Here is a 17,075-nt window from a genome sequence, read left to right as displayed (position 1 = left end):
GTCTGCTTATGCCTGTGGTTCTCTCTGAACATCCCTTCACCTCAAGTCGAATAGCCTCAACTTGAGTCTATCGCATCCCAATATCAGCTTCAATACCAAGGCGCTACCTTTTTGCAGGAACGCCAAATATTATTTCCAGTGTGGACATGTCCAAGATGGACCCCAAAGGCTCAGAGCGCGCGACTGTCTATCAGAAGTTATCTCCGGCCTTTCTGGAGGCGATAGATATTGCCAACCTGGCACTGTACCTCGCTTCCGATGAGGCCAGATACATCAATGGCGCCATTATTCCGGCCGATGCCGGTTGGACGTCTGCATAATGCCGCGCTAAGAGTGCATTCTGTTACCCGTCGCTACGCGCTGAATAACAACGCGCTAAGCAGAACAGGGGATAATCCCCTGTTCTGCTTAGCGCGTATACCTCACGTCCAGCCTCATTTTACCGGCGCAAGGAGATGAACTTCACTGTTTGTGGCGCTGTAGAATCAACTCAGCCACCTGCAGTGCCGAATTGTCCTCGACATCTTGAAACTGGCCTGCCACCTCGGCGGTTGAACCGGCAAAGAAAAGCCCGTCCAGCCCATCAATCTGAAGGGGGCTTCGAGGAACAGTCCCCCAATAATTAGAGGTTGCCCATATCTTGCACCACTGATAATTTGTCCACTCTGTGATTTCATCCAAGTCAGAATAATATCGATGGAGATGGTCTTTCACCGCGTGCAACCTGGCTTTGGCCTCCTCCCATGAGTCGAACTTGTCGTGGGTAGCCGCCAAGATGTTGACCATGTGTTTCCCCGACGGGGCTTGTTTTTCCGAGCTCAATGTGGGGATATACCATCCATCAGGCAGGTCCTTTGTGAACTGGTTCCAACCTATGTAGTCTTCCGGTTGTCCGGTGGACCTTACTGCTGGCACGCGACTGACTCCAATGTTGAGACTCACCAAGTCCCCTCTCGTGTACCATTCTTTCACAACTTTGGCGTTTTGCACCACATCAGGAGGGAAATGCTTTTCCTCAATCACATTGAAGACCTCCCAAAACGGATGGCTGAAGACTACAACTGGGGCATGAAATTCCTGGACAATCTGCGCCTTGTCCCGAGCCACCAAACCGGTAACCTTGCCATTCTTCACAGATATCTCAACGAGCTGAAGGCCAAAAGCAATCTCGCCACCATGCTTTCTGATCACTCTGGCATAGGCTTCCACGACCCCCTGTAAGCCCCCTACCTTTGGATCATTGATCTTGTAAGTGTTGACCGGGTTCTTGATGGAATGAATCCAGCTTGTAGCAACTGAACTGGCGCACTTCAGCAGGCTGAATCACATTAGCTTAATCACCGGAGACAGCCAGATATATATCTCGGCATCATTTAAGGACATCCCTGAATTGCATGATTTCCTCGGTAACACGCTGGGCCGGATGCCCGATGTTGTGCGGCATGAGAGTCTTCATGTCGTGAGGGAATTGAAATTCTCCTTTACGGTAGTGTCCTAATACTACTCCTCGGTGATCGAGGAAAACAGCAGCCAAAACAGGTTTCTGTTTTGCGCGGCATTCCCACAGGCAACAACGCAGCCACGATGTACACCTTGGCTGACAGCATACGTCTCATATCTGAGTAAAGGTATAACTTACAATGAGACGGCTGAAAAACCCCGCCCTAGCTTCGCATTGCAAGCCGATTCAGGGTTTTTCAGCCGTCTCAAGAGTGTTTTTGCTCTGGATGCCGGTATCCGACCAACCTCAGCGCTATTTACTTGCCTCGACTCTCCAGAAGTTCTACGAACGCTTTGATTTTGGTTTTGATCTGCGCCTCGGAATAATGGCGAGAATCGCACATGTCTGCCTCAAGCATCACTCCAGGCACCCCGGTTTCCTTCTCCACCAGTTGCATCACATCGGTCTGGCATTGGCACATGACCTTGCAGGTTCGGGTGGCCTGCATGATAAGCCCATCGATGGAGTAATCGCGAACCAGTTTTGATATGAACTTGGCTCTCTGCCGCGGTCCTACCATCGATTTGGTAATGGCAGCCGTCCGCGCCATGTAGCTGACTGGATCATTGGGATTGGCCTCATCGGAATGCCAAACAAAAGACCACGGATAGATGCCGGTGACCAGTGAGGTGCCGTACTTGGCAAATTCCATGGATAGCGACCGCATCTCATACCAGATGGGAAGATTGTCCCAGTAGAAACGATGCCTCTCGCCAGGGATGGCCCCCATCTTCTTGGCAACTTTTTCATCCAACTCTTCTTTCAACAGCTTGTAATAGGTGAGTGCTTCGGGATTGCCCCGCATGCAGGTAGCAGGGAACATGGCCAAAAACAGGTCAAATACCGTTATCGGCGCGGGGATATTCTGAGGAATCTCCATTATCTTCTGCCAGGCCCGGGAAATGGAATCGGTAACTTTCACCATCTCCGTCAGCTTATCGTAATCCATCCGCTTTTTGGTCAGCCCTTCGAGGAGTACGATCTCATCTTCGATCTGATCCTTGACGTACCCCACAGACCGCTCAACATCATCAGTGGTCATAGTGTCATGAAGGAACGGGAGATCGATCAGAATCAGGGGGACATTGAAGATGTGGCTCAAATCCTCGAACCATTTGATGACTGCCGTGCAATATGAGGAGGCTACCAGCACATCAGGTTTGGGTAAACCGCCTACCGGACACAGCGTTTTATCTCCGGATAAAACCGCACCCAGGTTGATTCTGGCATAGGAGCAAAGATCAGGCGAGTAGTCAAAAGACTCAGCCTTCTCACACAACGCCGTGGCTACTTTCTTGGCTCCAGCCGTAGCGCCATAGTTTTCGGGAAATACCACGAAAAACCCCATGGCATTGAGGACATCGATCGGCCCCACCGCGGTGCTCCAGGCCACTGGTACGCCAGCCTTACGCACCTGATGCGACTGGCCCCAGTATCTCCCGATCAAATCATTCAGCATCTTCTGGCTGGTCACTTTCTCAGTCTTACCCTCTTGCATTTATCTTTCCCCCACTAGTTCGATCAGCGCCTGCAGCCTTGTTCTGATTTGCCCCAGAGGCGTCTCTCCATCCAGTTCGATCAGTATCTCTGGAATTCCAGCCTCGGCAAGTTTGGCTTTGAGATGCGGATAGTCGTGAGCGATCGGCTCGCAATACTTCAGGTTCAGGATCACCACGGCATCGGCCTTGGCTCTCTTGGCGACATCCAGAAGGTAATCCGCCCACATGTTGGCCGGGTTATATTTTGTGGGGCAGGGCACATCATGGATGTAGTGCTCCGTCAGAGCCTCCATCGGGGGTAATGACTCATTGACAAGCCTGGTGAAATACCGGCTGCCGAAGTACAAATCGTCATCGATCACTACCGCATCCAGCTCATTGAACAACTTGAGCAGTCCCGAATCCGGCATATCGCAGAAACACCCGGAGAGGACCAGTTTAACCCTTTCATCGGACGGCTTTGGGGTTTTCTTCAAAGCTGCCAGCAGCTTTTCAACCAGCACGCTGTGCTCTTCCTTGGGCATCAGCATACCTGCGGCAACGACCGTTGCCATATCCATGGCTCTGATAGCGCCCGGATTTGCTCTCCTGAAAGCATATAGGTCATTCATCAGGGTACGATTGCGGTTGTAGACGGCGATACTCTGGCTGATAGCCTTCTCAGAGATTTGCACTCCAAAGGACTTCTCCAGAGCACCCTTGAAATTCTGGTATTGCTCGATCAGATACTTTTTCCCTCTGGGGATGGACAAGTTCATCGGCACCGGCAGATTGTGATGAAAATGGGCCGGGCGATGAATATGCCATGTGTCGGCGATGATCTGAACCGGCTCACAGATATCGGCGAAAACAAACCCGTCGACGAAATCCATCTCCCCCCTGAGGCCCAGGTCAAATGTGCCGCGCACGATGTGGCACGTATAAACCGGGAGATACTGATCAGCGCGGGTGACCGGTTCTTCGGACTCAACAACGATGATCGGGAGCATCCCGGCGGCGTGGATGATCTCCTCGGGCACATACATCGGGAAGCAGCCGATGATTTTCTTACCCGCATTCTGTTTCCAATTCCGCAAACGCTTATAGGGGTCTGCGACAACTTCAGCAAAGCTGGCGAACACGTTTTCCAATCTATCCTCCTGCCGTGTTGATGGGTGACACACAAAGCGCCGGTGATCGAAGCGATGAAAGATGACGAAAGAAGAAGAACTCCTCGAGGCAATGTCTCAAATCACCGGAACACAATCCGCCACCTGTTTTCTTTATTGATGACATCCGGGCAGATACCGAATCAGCAATGATGAAGAAGCCATGACATTCCCAGAGCTTGCGGCCAACCGATCTTGCTGCCCACCCTGTGGCGCTCATTTGAGAATCTTTCAGGGCCCCGGATATCCGGGGCCCTGAAATCTACCCTAGCTTTTTGTCACTACACTTTCAGCTTGAATACTCTGACAGCGTTGTCCCGGAGGAATGCCGGAATAACCTTGTCTTTCAGACCAATCTCGGCTACCTGCGCCAGGTTGGGCTTGGCCTCAGTTACCGGCCAATCCGAACCCCACATGCAGCGATCTCTGCCTCTGGTGTTCATGAACTGCACCATGGACTGATCGTAGTACTTCGGCATGTAGGCTTCCATGCTGAAATAGACGTTCTCATTCTTCAGACATACGCCTTTCAGCTCTTCAGTGAACGGCCAGCCAGTGTGACCGGCAATGATCCTCAGCTCAGGGAAATACTCGGCCACTTCATCGATCTGCAGCGGATTGCACCAGGCCTCCGGCAGTGACTCAGCGAAATGTCCGCACTGGGTGATCAGCGGAATATCCAGCTCAACGCACTTGGCATAGAACGGCCACCAAATTCTGTCGTCAAACGGAGCAAAGCCGCCGGTGTGCGTCACTGCGCCGCAGAAGAAACCTTTGTGATCCTTGACTACTTTTTCCATCTCTCTGACGCCGTCCATCCCTGTCCAAGGATTGATGCCATAGAGACCCCGGAATCTCGTCGGGAATTTCTCATAATAGGGCAAGAGATTTCGCCAGTCGTTGTACACAATCAACCGGGGCGCTTGGCCCAGCTTCATGCGGCGGCTGTGTCCCTGGGTCATCAGAGCAAACATGGTAATCTCAACACCCGCGTCATCCATCCTCTTTACCATGTCTTCAGGTTTGTTGGAGGGCAATTGCCGATCCAGTTTTTCTGTTTTGGTGGCCGCGGCAACTTCTGAGGCCCCGCCCGGTCCTCCCCCGAACATCTCCTTGATCAGCTCATCAGTCATGAAGTTATACCATACATCAATAGCTTTTACCATTCTTCCTCCTCTTTATCTTATTGGACCTGTTAGAGCAAGCTCTAAATTACCGACTTGAAGCAATACTTGAAGCAGTATTACTCGCTAGCCGTCTAGTGCATATACAAGCCGCCATTGACGCTGAGCGCCTGGCCGGTGATGTACGAAGCGTCATCGGAAACAAGATACGCCACTGCTGAAGCGATATCATCAGGCTCCGCCAGTCTGCGCATAGGAATGCCTGCTTTGGTGGCCTCGAAGTTCTTGGGATCTACCTCTGCCCACTTCTGCATTGCCGGGGTCAATGTGGGTCCAGGGCAAACCACATTAACATTGATGGCATATCTCACGAACTCCCGCGCCCAGGTCCTGCTCAATCCAAGAATGCCTGACTTGCATGCAGCATACATGGATGAGTTCGCCTGACCAGTATGTGCCGCATCAGATGAAATGGTGACGATCTTGCCATACTTTTTCTCTTTCATGCACATGCCCACAACGGCCTGAGTCAGCATGGCATGCCCTTTGAGGTTGATGGCGATACTGTTATCGATCTCCGCCTCGGTCAGGGCCAAGAACGGCTTGGAAACATCGGCACCCACGGAATTGACCAGCACATCAATCGTGCCGAACTTGGCTATCACGTTCTTGACGAAGGCTTGGATCTTCGCTCCATCCTTGCTGTTGACCACTTCGCAGTAACCCTCGCTGCCGGCGGCTTTGATCTCTTCAACCACTTTCATCGCCGGGGCTTCCGCGATATCAAAGAAAGCTACCTTGGCTCCCTCTCTGGCCAGTCGCAAAGCAATTGCCCGACCAATGCCCTGAGAGGCTCCGCTCACTACCGCCACCTTTCCCTCAAAACGCTTTATTATCATCCTATCCTCCTCTATTGTTTTTGTTGTCTAATCAGAAGCCTTTTCGGCTTACAGCCAGTCTTACTTCCCCTTGTAAACAGGGGGACGCTTGCTCATGAAGGCAGCAAAGCCTTCTTGGAAGTCAGCGGTGGTCATCACTCTGTTGCCGATATCAACCGATCGATCCAGATCCAGCTTTCCCGAGGTCACATTGATCATCTCCTTGGTCACACTGGCTGAAACCGGAGCAGCAGCGCTTATTTTCTTAGCCATCTTCAGAGTTTCTGCTTCAAGCTGATCGTGTGGCACCACCTTGTTGACCATGCCGATTCTGTATGCTTCCTGGGCATCGATGGTATCGCCGGTAAGGAGCATCTCCTTGGCTCTCTTGACTCCCACAATATGAGGCAGCTTGAACACGGCCACCCCGGCAATGGCGCCGATCATGACCTCAGGCAAGCCGAAGCGTGCCTTTTCAGACGCCACCACAATGTCAGACACCAGAACCAGTTCGCATCCGCCTCCCATGGCCATTCCATTAACTGAGGCGATCACCGGCTTCTTCAGATGCTCTATCCGATCCATGGCTTGCGGAACCATCCGCGCCAGCCATTTGATCTTCTCGGGGTCTTTGGCAATCTCGCCGAACTCACTGATGTCATCACCGGCTGAGAAAGCCTTGCCCTCTCCGGTGAGAATGACCACCCTGACTTCATTATCCGCTTCGATGGCATCCAGCGCCGCACCGATTTCACTCCACGTCGCCATGCTCAGGGAATTAAATACCTGGGGCCGATTCAGCTTCAGGGTGGCGATTCCTTCCTTCTTGGTATAAGCTATGTTTTTGAAATCCATCTTATATCCCCTTTATTTGATTGGCGCGGCCAATTTCCGAAAAGAACACCCCTACATTACTTTATTGGCTTGCTTTTTCAGGTCGGCGCGGAAATCAGGATGGGCAATATTGATCAGGGCATCGATTCTCTGCTTCCTGGTCTTGCCTCTCAGTTCAGCCACTCCATATTCGGTAATGATCGTATCTGCCAAGTTCTTCTGTATGGTGACTGTCGTATGTTCGGGCAAACCGACCGTAATGCGGGAGACAGTGCCATCAACTGCAGTAGAGGGCAGTAACGTAATGGCTCGGCCTCCGTTGGAGAGATGCGCGCCGATCACGAAAGGTATCTGCCCGCCTGCGGCGCTCATCACGCGAGACCCCAGGCTATCGGCCACGATCTGGCCGTGGAGGTCCACCATCAAGGCATTATTGATCGCCACCATGTTGTCATGAGCGGCGATGGTTCGGACGTCCTCCAGATACGATACGGTAACCAGTCGAATCAGAGGATTACCGCTCACCCATTCCATTTCGGCTCTGGTGCTTCCGCCGATAGAGGTGACCACTGCCAGATTGGGATGAAGGGTTTTATGCTTCCCGGTAATCACCCCCTGCTGTATAAGAGAGATGATCCCCGGTGGCGTTGCCTCGGAATGATACCCAATATCCTTCTTGCCGCTCAGCATCCCCATTCTCACCAGAGGCTCAGTGGTCCGGCCGATGCCGATCTGAATCGTATCGCCATCCTTCAGTATTTCATTCACATAGCCGCAGATATCCTTCAGATATGGCTCGGGCTCCTTCAGCTTCCTTCCGGCTAGAGTGCCCATCCCAGGAGCGCCGCCGCTAGCCTGGTGCTCTACAAAATAGTCGATCTCGGTGATGTGTATGTAATTATCCTCGCCACAAGGTCTGATAAGGCTTGGATTCACTTCTGCTATGGATATCTTAGCTTCCCGGATCTCAGTTCGCTTGTTCCAGCATGCCGCCCCGAAACTGCAAAAGCCGTTTTTGTCCGGAGGAGACACCTCAGTGAGAACAACATCCGGCTGCCTGTTGCCGGGCGGCCGATCCAGAGGAATGAGCCCGAAAACGCTCATATCAACCCGCCCTGCATCGATCGCTTCCTGGCAGGTGGCAGTAGGCATTCCAATGATCACATTGAAGGACTCCTGCCAACCCTCCTCATACCAGCCAAAATCATATCCCGGAGAGGGCGCACTGACCACCACATCCTTCAACTCCCCCAAGCGTCCGGCTATCGCCAGACCGATGGAATGGGACTCTCTGCCGGTGGTGAAACTGACAAAATCCCCGGATTTCACAAAACTGGCTGCCTTCTCCGCAGAGATAAACTTCCTTTTGTATTCCTCTTCCCAGTTCATCCAATTCGTCATGCCTTGCCAATCCCTTTCAGCCAGTGCGTTCTAATCTTGACTGGCTAACTCCCATTTTCGATTAATACTTCCTTCTGACCCAACAGGCCAGAAGTTTCATTCCCGAATCCTCAGATAACCTTATTCATCAAGAGAATACCCCCTGTTCAGAGGTATTCTCTTGATTTTTAGCTCAACGCAAAGTCATCTTTGTTGCTAAGCCGGCAGTCCGGTAATGCAAACGACGCACTCGAAAGCACCGGGTTGACCACCTTGGCTGTGCGCCAATGCAAGCTTGGGATTTTTGATCTGCCGCCTGGGATCGTCGACCTTCCCCTGCAACTGCTTATAGCACTCGAAAACCTTTCTCACTCCGCTGGCACCCACCGGGTGCCCGAATGCCTTCAGTCCGCCATCGGGATTGACCGGCTGTCGTCCAGTCAAAGCGAAGGTCCCGGCATCAACATCCTCGCTGGCTTTGCCAGCCTCGCTGAAGCCCAGTCCCTCATAGACAATCAGTTCGCTGATGCTGAAGCAGTCGTGGACCTCAGCAAGACTGATTTCCGTGCGAGGGTCTTTGACTCCGATAGATGCGTACGCCTTCTGTGAGGCTCTTATCGTCTCTTCCCAGTGAGTCCAGTCATAGTCGGTATCCACAGCCGCCATGCCTTCTCCGATGGATAGACCGAATGACCTCACGAGGATATAGTCGTTCCGCATTTTCTTGGCGTTTTCAACCGTGGTGATAATGGCCGCTGCCGCCCCATCCGTCGTCGGGCAACAGTCAAACAGTCCCAAGGGATATGCAATGATGGGAGCTGCCATCACCTGCTCCACAGTCACCTCATTGCGAAGATGAGCCTTTGGAGCGCGAGCGCCGTTGAAGTGGTTCTTAACGGTGATCTTGGCCAGGGTTTCCTTGCCCTTCCTGGGCTCGATACCATATCTGTAGAAATACCGGGTGGCTGCCAGGGCATAATTTGCCGGGGCATTAAACTGGGTGAACATCGCGGGATGTATGTAATGCATGCCGCCGGGCTGGGGCAATCCAGCCAAACCGGAATCCTTCAACTTTTCCGCGCCCAGAGCAATTACCATTTTGTATTCGCCGCATGCAACCGCATGGCAGGCGTTCCTGATCGCTTCCATTCCGGATGCGCAGGCATTCTCCACATGGGTCACGGCGATATTGTGCAGTTTAAGCGGCCGTGCCATGCTTTCGCCGGTTCGGCTGGAACTGGTAAATCCGATCCAGCCGGCATCCAGGTCTTTGGATTCAATCTTGGCGTCCTCAAAGGCCTCGTATGCGGCCTCGACGATCAAATCCTCGAAACTGGTATCGTACCGCTCGCCGAACTTGGTGCATCCCATTCCTACGATGGCGCATTTATCTTTAATACTCATAGTCTACCCCCTTACCAATCTGGACTTCCATATATAGTTACGGAAACCCATGGCATCATGAATTCTGCGGAATGCCATCTCCACTGTGGTACCGATCTTAACATTCTCCACGTCTCTGTCAGCAATGGTAACCAGCGTCCGGCCGCCCCCTTCAAAGTCGACGATGGCCTTGATGACCGGGGGATCAATGGTCGCTGCCAGGTGATCGACACAGAAAGTAAAGACTGTAGCCGTCTTATCCGATAACCGGTACAGCTCGAACTGGTCCTTGGTGCGGCAATGATAGCAAACCCTCTGCTTGGGGAACTGCACCCTGCCACACACCTTGCATTTGACGCCCTTCATTGTGGAAACCATATCCCGGTCGCGCAGCATCATCGGCGCCGAGGCTACTTCCACAGGACGCCGCGCCATTTCGACGGGGCTGATCTCTCTCACCCGGAGCATCTTGTTGTAAGAAGTCAAAGCCTTCTTGGAATTGATGTGCCCCTTTACCCCTCGGTGCCCCCTGCACTTTTCGATCTCCGGGGTCACCTTGAAGAGGAACGCATCTGCGCCGTCTCCGTAGCCGGCCAACAGAATCATGTCTCCCGGCTTCGCCGACTCCAGAGCTGCCACCATCATGAAGATCGTTGCAGCGGCACCGGTGTTGCCGACCGTCCCAAACATTCCATCCTGCACCTGAGTCTTGGGATCAAATCCCAGCCCCTTGGCCATAGCCTGGTGATTCCTGGCATCCGGAGCGTAGAAAACAATCTTGCTGATATCTTTCTGCTGCAGGCCCTGCTTCTTCATCAGGCCGACGATGGCTTCCTTGATGTTGCGGTTGTAACCCTGGGTAAATACGAACCGGTCTTCCCAGCTTTTGACGAAGGGATCGCCTTCCATTCTCCAGACATCGGTGATCTCATCGGCTATGCAGTAGTATGCTTCCAGAGAAGCGATTACATCCGTATCTCCTACGAGGAGTGCGCCTGCCGCATCACCCAACACCCGCTCATATTCCGATCCGGGGAAACCTTTCCGAACCTCGGAGGCAACAACCAGGGCATTCTTTGACTTGCCCGAAGCAACCAGACCCGTCGCCAGGTTCAGAGCCATATTACCCGACCGAAGCGAATCGCAAAGGTCATTGGCCACCAGCTGCCGTTTCAGATCCAGTGCCTGAGCGATAATGGCTGCCGACTGCTTCTCCCTGTAGGGAGGACTGGTTGTGGCAAAGAACAGGGTGTCCACGATCGAGCGCTCCATCCCTTTAAGACAGTCAACGCTCGCCTCCACCCCCATAGTCACAGTGTCTTCATCGAAATTGGCTACCGCCAGCTCACCCACTCCACCGCCTCGATCATAGGCTTTGGCTATATCAGCCTGAGCCAGCCGATGCAACGGTATATAGGCTCCGTAGGACTTTATTCCGATCATATATCCTCCATCTATACGTACACTTGCTTACTCTTCAAAAACTACGTCTCGCTATGCTCCGTCTCAGGACTTCGAAGGCAGTGCAACGGTGGCCGTTGCCACATTGGCGACAGTCCCCTTGTCGTCCTCACACGAGATTTCACAGTCGACGAGATTCTTGCCGCCTTCCTGATACTTCTTGGTCACCTTTCCCTTGTAGCTCACATCATGACCGGGCAGCAGCATGCCTCGATAGCTGCAACCAATCTTGAGTATGTCGCCATCAACTCCGATCCAGTCTCCAAGCACCTGTCCATGTCCGGCAAAGGCGACCCAGCCATGCACAATAACGCCCGGGAGATTGTTCTTCAGGGCAACATCTTTATCGTAGTGGATCTCATACCAGTCGCCCGAAGCCCCGGCCCATTTCACCAGCTGCCTGGTGGTGGGATGCTTAACCAGAGTCGGAATCTGCGTGCCCACTTCAACGTCCTCGAAATACAATTTTTTACTCATCTTACTTCACCTTCCGATCCTCTAATACCGGATACCGGTATTCCGGGCTTTGGCCACCACCTCACCCTTCTGGTTGGTAAGGGTTTTCTCGAAACTGAAGAAAAGCATCTTGCCCCTCTTGGTATCCTTCTCGACGATGCCAGTCAGCTTATCCGTTACACCGATTACATCTCCTGGCCGAATCGGCTTGATGTACTCCACGTCGTTTCCGCCATTCATGGCTCCAGTATTCAGCGAGCACTTGGCTGTCTTGACCCACTCTCCCCCTGCATCCTCCCGGAGTGCAGCGAAGAAGGTCGGCGGGGCGATAATTCCGCCATATCTCGTCGTCTTGGCATACGCCTCATCGTAAAAGAGCGGGTTCGGGTCTTCGATAGCTTCGGCCAGCTTCTTTATCCAGCCTTTCTCCACCTCGTACACCGTCGGCCCCCAGACATGGCCGATCATCTTCTTCATCTCGTCGGTGATAGCGGACGGCGCTTGACTCATGGCTTTTTCTCCTCCTGTTTGGGAGGCCAAAAAGGGTTCACCAGCCCTTTCGCTATGGTGGCAGGAACGTCCTTAGCCAGTTCCTCAACCGTCCATGGCTTGCCGCGACTGAAAATGCTCTTCACCGGCTCCAGAGGCCAAGTAAAGCGCGAAATCTCACTGCCCGCGACATCAAATATCTGATTAGTGATGTTTGCTGCTGCCTCGCTGCAGAGATATGCCACCATCGGCGCTACAACACTGGGATCCCTGTCTCCCGACGGGGCGACCCCGGTCGCTGCTAATGCTGCTCGCTGCTTCTTCGCAGCCTCGGTCAGAGTCAGCCGGGTATCGGCATGCGGGAAAATGCAATTGCTAGTCACGCCGACCTTCCCCATCGAGTTGGCAACGACGCCGGAAAGACAAAGCATCCCCGCTTTGGCCGCCCCGTAGTTTGCCTGCCCCACACTTACTCCGTAAGCAGCATTCGAGGACATGAAGATCACTCTGCCATAGCCCTGTTGCTTCATCAGGGGTATGGCATGGCGGGTGACAAAGAAGCTGCCATAGAGATGGGTCTTCACCACGATGTCCCACTCCTGCTCGGACATGTTGAACATCATGCGATCTCTGGCAACCCCTGCGTTGTTGACCACGATATCGATCTTGCCAAAGTTATCGATGGCAGTCTTGATGATATTTGCGGCGCTATCCCAAGTGGCCACGCTATCGAAGTTAGCCACGGCGCTCCCGCCCGCTTTCTTGATCTCATCAACCACTACGCTAGCGGGAGCATTGTTTTGTCCGCTGCCATCCGTGGCCGTTCCGAAATCATTGACCACAACTTTGGCACCTTCCTTGGCCATAAGCAGACAAATTTCCCGACCAATTCCTCCTCCTCCTCCGGTAACCACAGCAACTCTATCCTTTAGCGATTGTCCCATAGTAGAAACCTCCTTTTTTCTTTTTGACTCCTACAACGAGGATAAATGCATCCTACCTGGGCATGCCCAGGCTTCGATTGGCGATCATATTGCGCATAACTTCATTGGTGCCCCGGGTCATGGTGCTCCGGGCCGCCAGGAAATACCATTGCATCACTCTGGAATGCATGACGGAATCTTCCGAATCCGGCTGCAACTGCCCATACAATGACAGTAGCTTCATCCACTGATCGAACATCCGATGCCACAAATCGCTGCCGAACACCTTGGCCACTGCAGCCTCTCCGGTCGGAACCTTCCCTTTCTCGATCATGCAGGCACAGCGAAGGCCGAATAAGCGGCTTACTTCCAGATCAATGGCCATCTGAGCCACGGCCTCTCTCACCATCGGGTCTTCAATAAATGGTTTGCCATCGCGCTTGGCAGTCTTGCAGAACTTGACGAACTCGTCGAACTGATAGAACATGTATCCCACCTGCCAGTTTCTCTCAAACGCCAGAGCGGCCGAGAGATATTCCCAGCCCTTGTTTTCCTCGCCCACCAGACGACTCACCGGAACCTTCACGTCATCGTAGAAGACCTCGTTCGTCCTCACACCCGCCATGCCCCACATGGGCCTGACGGTAATTCCAGGGCTATCCATATCCACAATCATCATGGATATGCCCTTGTGTTTGGGGACATTGGTATTGGTTCTCACCGCCAGCCAGTGGTACTCCGCATAGTGACAGGCGGTGTTAAATACCTTCTGGCCGTTGACAACATAGTGATCTCCGTCTCTAATGGCGCGCATCTGCAGGTTAACCAGATCCGAACCGGCCTCGGGTTCGGAATATCCCAGGGCAAACTCGATCTCTCCTCGGGCAATCCGGGGCAAGAACTCCTTCTTCTGCTGCTCGCTGCCGGAACCTAATATGACCGGGCCCGCCATGCCTTCCGCTGCCCCATGTGCTCCGGTTCCAATAGCATACGCCAGTTCCTCATCGACAATGTACTTATCGGTGTTCGTCCTGCCAAGGCCACCCCATTCTTTAGGCCACTGAGGAGTCAGATAACCCTTTGCCCCCAGAAGGCGCCGAACCTTCTTCGTGTCATCCCCCATACTCCCCTCTTCTTCCTCGTGCATCGCCCTTTCGCAGATTTCCTTGTTTTTCTCGAGAAAATCGCGGATTTCCTGGCGAAACGCCTCTTGCTCCGCTGTATATCTTAAGTCCATTGCTGTCCCTCCAGTCAGAACCTGCCACCCTTCATATCCCGGCAACAGGCGATCTAACAAATCTATGAATCAAACCCTCTTACAGGGATTTGGGCTACATCATGCTATAGCCGCCGCTGACGCTCAGTGTTTGTCCGGTAATATAGCCGGCTGCATCCGAAGCCAGGAATACCACGGCATCGGCCACATCCTTAGCTTTTCCTACGCGACGAAGCGGATAACCCTTGGCGATCTTCTCCAGAGCATCCGGAGGGAACATAGCCAGAGTCTTCTGCCAGACACTCTGTTCTCCGATCTCGTCTTTATCAGGAACCGTCATCCCGGGACAAACCACATTTACCCTTATTCCTTTAGGGCCGTTCTCCCTGGCAATGGCCTTACTGAAGGCTATGACTCCACCTTTTGTGCCAGCGTAGACCGCTTCCCTGAATTCTCCGATACGGCCTGCTTCCGAACTGATGCTGACGATGGCCCCGCTCTTCTGGGCTATCATCGGATCCAAAGCTGCCCTGGTACAATTGAGCATTCCTTTGTAGTTAACAGCAATCAGCTTGTCCCAGAACTCAGGAGTGGTATCGGTGAACAGCTTGGGAATATCGAACCCTACGTTATTCACCAGAACATCTACCCGACCGCAATCCGCAAGAACCTGTTTCACCATGGCCTGCACATTGTCCATATCGGTCACGTCAGTCTTGATTGCGATTGCCTTTTTCGCGCCCAGCTTCACTGCATCGGCAGCCGTTTTTTCCGCCTGGGCGATATCCAGATCAGCAATAGCCAGATTCACTCCCTCCTTGGCAAATGCCAAGGAAATGCCTCGCCCAATATTCGAAGCTCCGCCAGTAACAATAACCGTCTTCCCACTCAAACCTAAATCCATCTATTCTTTACCTCCATATCAGTTAATTGTTTTTGATTTCAATTGAAACTATTTCTTCTTCAACTGCTTTGCCGGCTTTTCTTTGAAATAGCTCTTCTCTTCTTCAATAGCGCCCGAAGTCCCTTTTGCCTTTAAGGATTTGAGCAAATTGAAGTCGCCGGGCTGGAATTGGATATTGGTCTGCCAGGTCTGTTCCTCTACGCCGGCATAAATGCCTGCAGCCACGCCGGAAATATCCATAGCTGTTTCGAAGCAAGCCTTTCCGGTCACAATCGCATCATAAGGCTGTCTACAGATCATGTCTACGACCTTCTGAACCTCTTCATCCAGCTTGGCCTTTGGAACCGCGCGGTTGATCAACCCAGCTTCGACGGCCTCTTTGGCGCCGATTGGCCTTCCGGTGAGCATCATCTCTTTGGTTCTCTTCAGCCCGATGGTGTGGAAGAGGAGGACCATGTCTACCGGTGAGGCCCCGATATAGCGATAAGTGGGATCAGTGAATTCAGCGTCATCGCTGGCGATAGTGATATCGCACACGGCAGCAAGCTGGAACCCTGTGCCGTAGCACTGCCCGTGAACCTGAGCAACCGTGGCTTTGAGGCAGGTCATCACCACCTGGTAAAATCCCCTCAATCCGTAGAGTTTATCCGCACGGGCATGCCGATATCTCTGGCTCGGTCTCCTCTCCTTGCCTTTTTCATTGTAGGCCTGTTTTATCCAATCCAGATCTATTCCGGTGGAAAAACACTTTCCGCTTCCTTTGAAAACCACAACCTTGACGTCGGTATCCTCTTCGGCATCAATCACCCGGTCTCTCAACTCCAAAAGATCGCCCGGGGTTGCCGCATTCAGCTTCTCCGGCTTATTGAAGGTGATAGTAGCAATCCCCTTCTCCCTATCGACTTCATAAATACAATAAGGTTTCTCCGACTTCTGGAAGAACTTTGCATCCGCAATTTGGTAGCTTTCCTGCTTCTTTATGGCCATAACATTACTCCTTCGGCTTCACCAGCGAACTATCTTTCCATCGCTCTTTGTTCGCTGCCAAGGCACCCTTCGTGCCCCCCTCTCTCCCAGACCGGATCAGATTGAACTCATCCGGCTCGCTCCGCATCATATGCGCCCACACATGGGCTGCCAATCCGGCCGAAGCCTGCGCCTGTTTTCCCATGATGGCCAACGCCGTATTGAAGTTCTGTTTGCCGATATACAACGAGTCGGCAGCCTGGCGGCAAATCAACTCCGCCAGCTTGTTGGTCTCATCCTCAAGACTGTCCAGAGGAACAACCTTGTTGACCATCCCGCAATCTAACGCTTCCTGGGCAGTCATCCCTCGACCAGTGAACATAATCTCCTTGGTTTTGGTCAAGCCGATTTTGAGGATCATCAGAACCATATCCTCGCCCATAGGACCGATATAACGGTATCCGGGATGGGTGAACCTGGCCTCATCACTGGCGACAATGAAGTCACAACCGGAAGCGATCTGGAAATGACCTCCGTAGCAATATCCGTGTACCTGACAGATTGTCACTTTGGGACTGTTATGGGGTGTCTGATTGAATGACCTGCGCCCGTAAGCCGAGTTCCGCAACTCTACGGTACGGAATCCCTGGCTTCGAGGCCGCTCTACCTCTCCCGGTTTGAGCGTATCGTCGCCGATGATCAGAGACGTATCCGCCCCGCTGGAGAAATGATCTCCGGCACCCTTCAAAATGATCACCTTCACATCCGGGTCCTCTCCGGCTTCGATAATCCGGGCTGTCAACTGCATGTATTCCTCGGAGTCAGCCATATTCAGCTTCTCCGGCTTGTTGAAGGTGATCCGGGCTATCTTTGCCTCTCTATCCACTTCGTAGAGACAGTAGGGCTCGCGCCC

General features: G+C 52.8%; 17 protein-coding genes. 1 reads left to right on the top strand and 16 read right to left on the bottom strand.

Going from position 1 to position 17,075, the window contains the following annotated elements; genetic code table 11:
- The first annotated feature begins 146 nt into the window (after window positions 1-146).
- Complete coding sequence (locus PHV74_09740; protein MDD5094646.1) at window positions 147-320, top strand: SDR family oxidoreductase; 174 nt, start codon at window positions 147-149, stop codon at window positions 318-320.
- Between the two features lie 142 nt (window positions 321-462).
- Here PHV74_09740 and PHV74_09735 read toward each other — a convergent pair whose 3' ends face one another.
- The 16 genes from PHV74_09735 to PHV74_09660 all read right to left on the bottom strand — a co-directional run.
- Window positions 463-1,209, bottom strand: a complete 747-nt coding sequence (locus tag PHV74_09735; protein ID MDD5094645.1) for a hypothetical protein — start codon at window positions 1,207-1,209, stop codon at window positions 463-465.
- A 548-nt stretch (window positions 1,210-1,757) separates the two neighbouring features.
- On the bottom strand, window positions 1,758-2,999 hold the full coding sequence (locus tag PHV74_09730; GenBank protein ID MDD5094644.1) for a 2-hydroxyacyl-CoA dehydratase family protein: 1,242 nt from the start codon (window positions 2,997-2,999) through the stop codon (window positions 1,758-1,760).
- Entirely contained in the window at window positions 3,000-4,121 is a 1,122-nt protein-coding gene (locus PHV74_09725; GenBank protein MDD5094643.1) for a 2-hydroxyacyl-CoA dehydratase family protein, read from the bottom strand.
- Between the two features lie 308 nt (window positions 4,122-4,429).
- Complete coding sequence (locus PHV74_09720; GenBank protein MDD5094642.1) at window positions 4,430-5,314, bottom strand: amidohydrolase family protein; 885 nt, start codon at window positions 5,312-5,314, stop codon at window positions 4,430-4,432.
- Window positions 5,315-5,406: 92 nt separating this feature from the next.
- Window positions 5,407-6,171 (bottom strand): SDR family oxidoreductase, encoded by a 765-nt coding sequence (locus PHV74_09715; protein ID MDD5094641.1) that lies wholly within the window; start codon window positions 6,169-6,171, stop codon window positions 5,407-5,409.
- Window positions 6,172-6,231: 60 nt separating this feature from the next.
- A complete protein-coding gene (locus PHV74_09710) occupies window positions 6,232-7,005 on the bottom strand; it encodes an enoyl-CoA hydratase/isomerase family protein (GenBank protein ID MDD5094640.1) in 774 nt (257 codons plus the stop codon).
- A gap of 51 nt (window positions 7,006-7,056) precedes the next feature.
- Window positions 7,057-8,373 (bottom strand): acetyl-CoA hydrolase/transferase C-terminal domain-containing protein, encoded by a 1,317-nt coding sequence (locus PHV74_09705; GenBank protein MDD5094639.1) that lies wholly within the window; start codon window positions 8,371-8,373, stop codon window positions 7,057-7,059.
- A 207-nt stretch (window positions 8,374-8,580) separates the two neighbouring features.
- Window positions 8,581-9,768 (bottom strand): acetyl-CoA acetyltransferase, encoded by a 1,188-nt coding sequence (locus tag PHV74_09700; GenBank protein MDD5094638.1) that lies wholly within the window; start codon window positions 9,766-9,768, stop codon window positions 8,581-8,583.
- A gap of 3 nt (window positions 9,769-9,771) precedes the next feature.
- Entirely contained in the window at window positions 9,772-11,190 is a 1,419-nt protein-coding gene (locus PHV74_09695; protein ID MDD5094637.1) for a 3-oxoacyl-[acyl-carrier-protein] synthase III C-terminal domain-containing protein, read from the bottom strand.
- 63 nt (window positions 11,191-11,253) lie between these two features.
- On the bottom strand, window positions 11,254-11,685 hold the full coding sequence (locus tag PHV74_09690) for a MaoC/PaaZ C-terminal domain-containing protein (protein ID MDD5094636.1): 432 nt from the start codon (window positions 11,683-11,685) through the stop codon (window positions 11,254-11,256).
- A gap of 21 nt (window positions 11,686-11,706) precedes the next feature.
- The gene (locus PHV74_09685) at window positions 11,707-12,174 is read right to left on the bottom strand and encodes a MaoC family dehydratase N-terminal domain-containing protein (protein MDD5094635.1); all 468 of its coding nucleotides are present in this window, start codon (window positions 12,172-12,174) and stop codon (window positions 11,707-11,709) included.
- Complete coding sequence (locus tag PHV74_09680; protein MDD5094634.1) at window positions 12,171-13,097, bottom strand: SDR family oxidoreductase; 927 nt, start codon at window positions 13,095-13,097, stop codon at window positions 12,171-12,173. Before PHV74_09680 ends, PHV74_09685 begins: the two co-directional genes overlap by 4 nt.
- Before the next feature lie 52 nt (window positions 13,098-13,149).
- Window positions 13,150-14,313: an acyl-CoA dehydrogenase family protein gene (locus PHV74_09675; GenBank protein ID MDD5094633.1), complete on the bottom strand. Its 1,164-nt coding sequence runs from the start codon at window positions 14,311-14,313 to the stop codon at window positions 13,150-13,152.
- A 94-nt stretch (window positions 14,314-14,407) separates the two neighbouring features.
- On the bottom strand, window positions 14,408-15,196 hold the full coding sequence (locus PHV74_09670; protein MDD5094632.1) for an SDR family oxidoreductase: 789 nt from the start codon (window positions 15,194-15,196) through the stop codon (window positions 14,408-14,410).
- 48 nt (window positions 15,197-15,244) lie between these two features.
- Window positions 15,245-16,183 (bottom strand): enoyl-CoA hydratase/isomerase family protein, encoded by a 939-nt coding sequence (locus PHV74_09665; protein MDD5094631.1) that lies wholly within the window; start codon window positions 16,181-16,183, stop codon window positions 15,245-15,247.
- 4 nt (window positions 16,184-16,187) lie between these two features.
- A partial coding sequence (locus PHV74_09660; GenBank protein MDD5094630.1) for an enoyl-CoA hydratase/isomerase family protein occupies window positions 16,188-17,075 on the bottom strand: 888 nt, incomplete at its 5' end.

The organism is Dehalococcoidia bacterium (genome assembly GCA_028711995.1).
Lineage (GTDB): Bacteria > Chloroflexota > Dehalococcoidia > SZUA-161 > SpSt-899 > JAQTRE01.
Note: the sequence above shows the minus strand (reverse complement) of the source record. Positions and strands in the feature narration are given on the sequence as shown.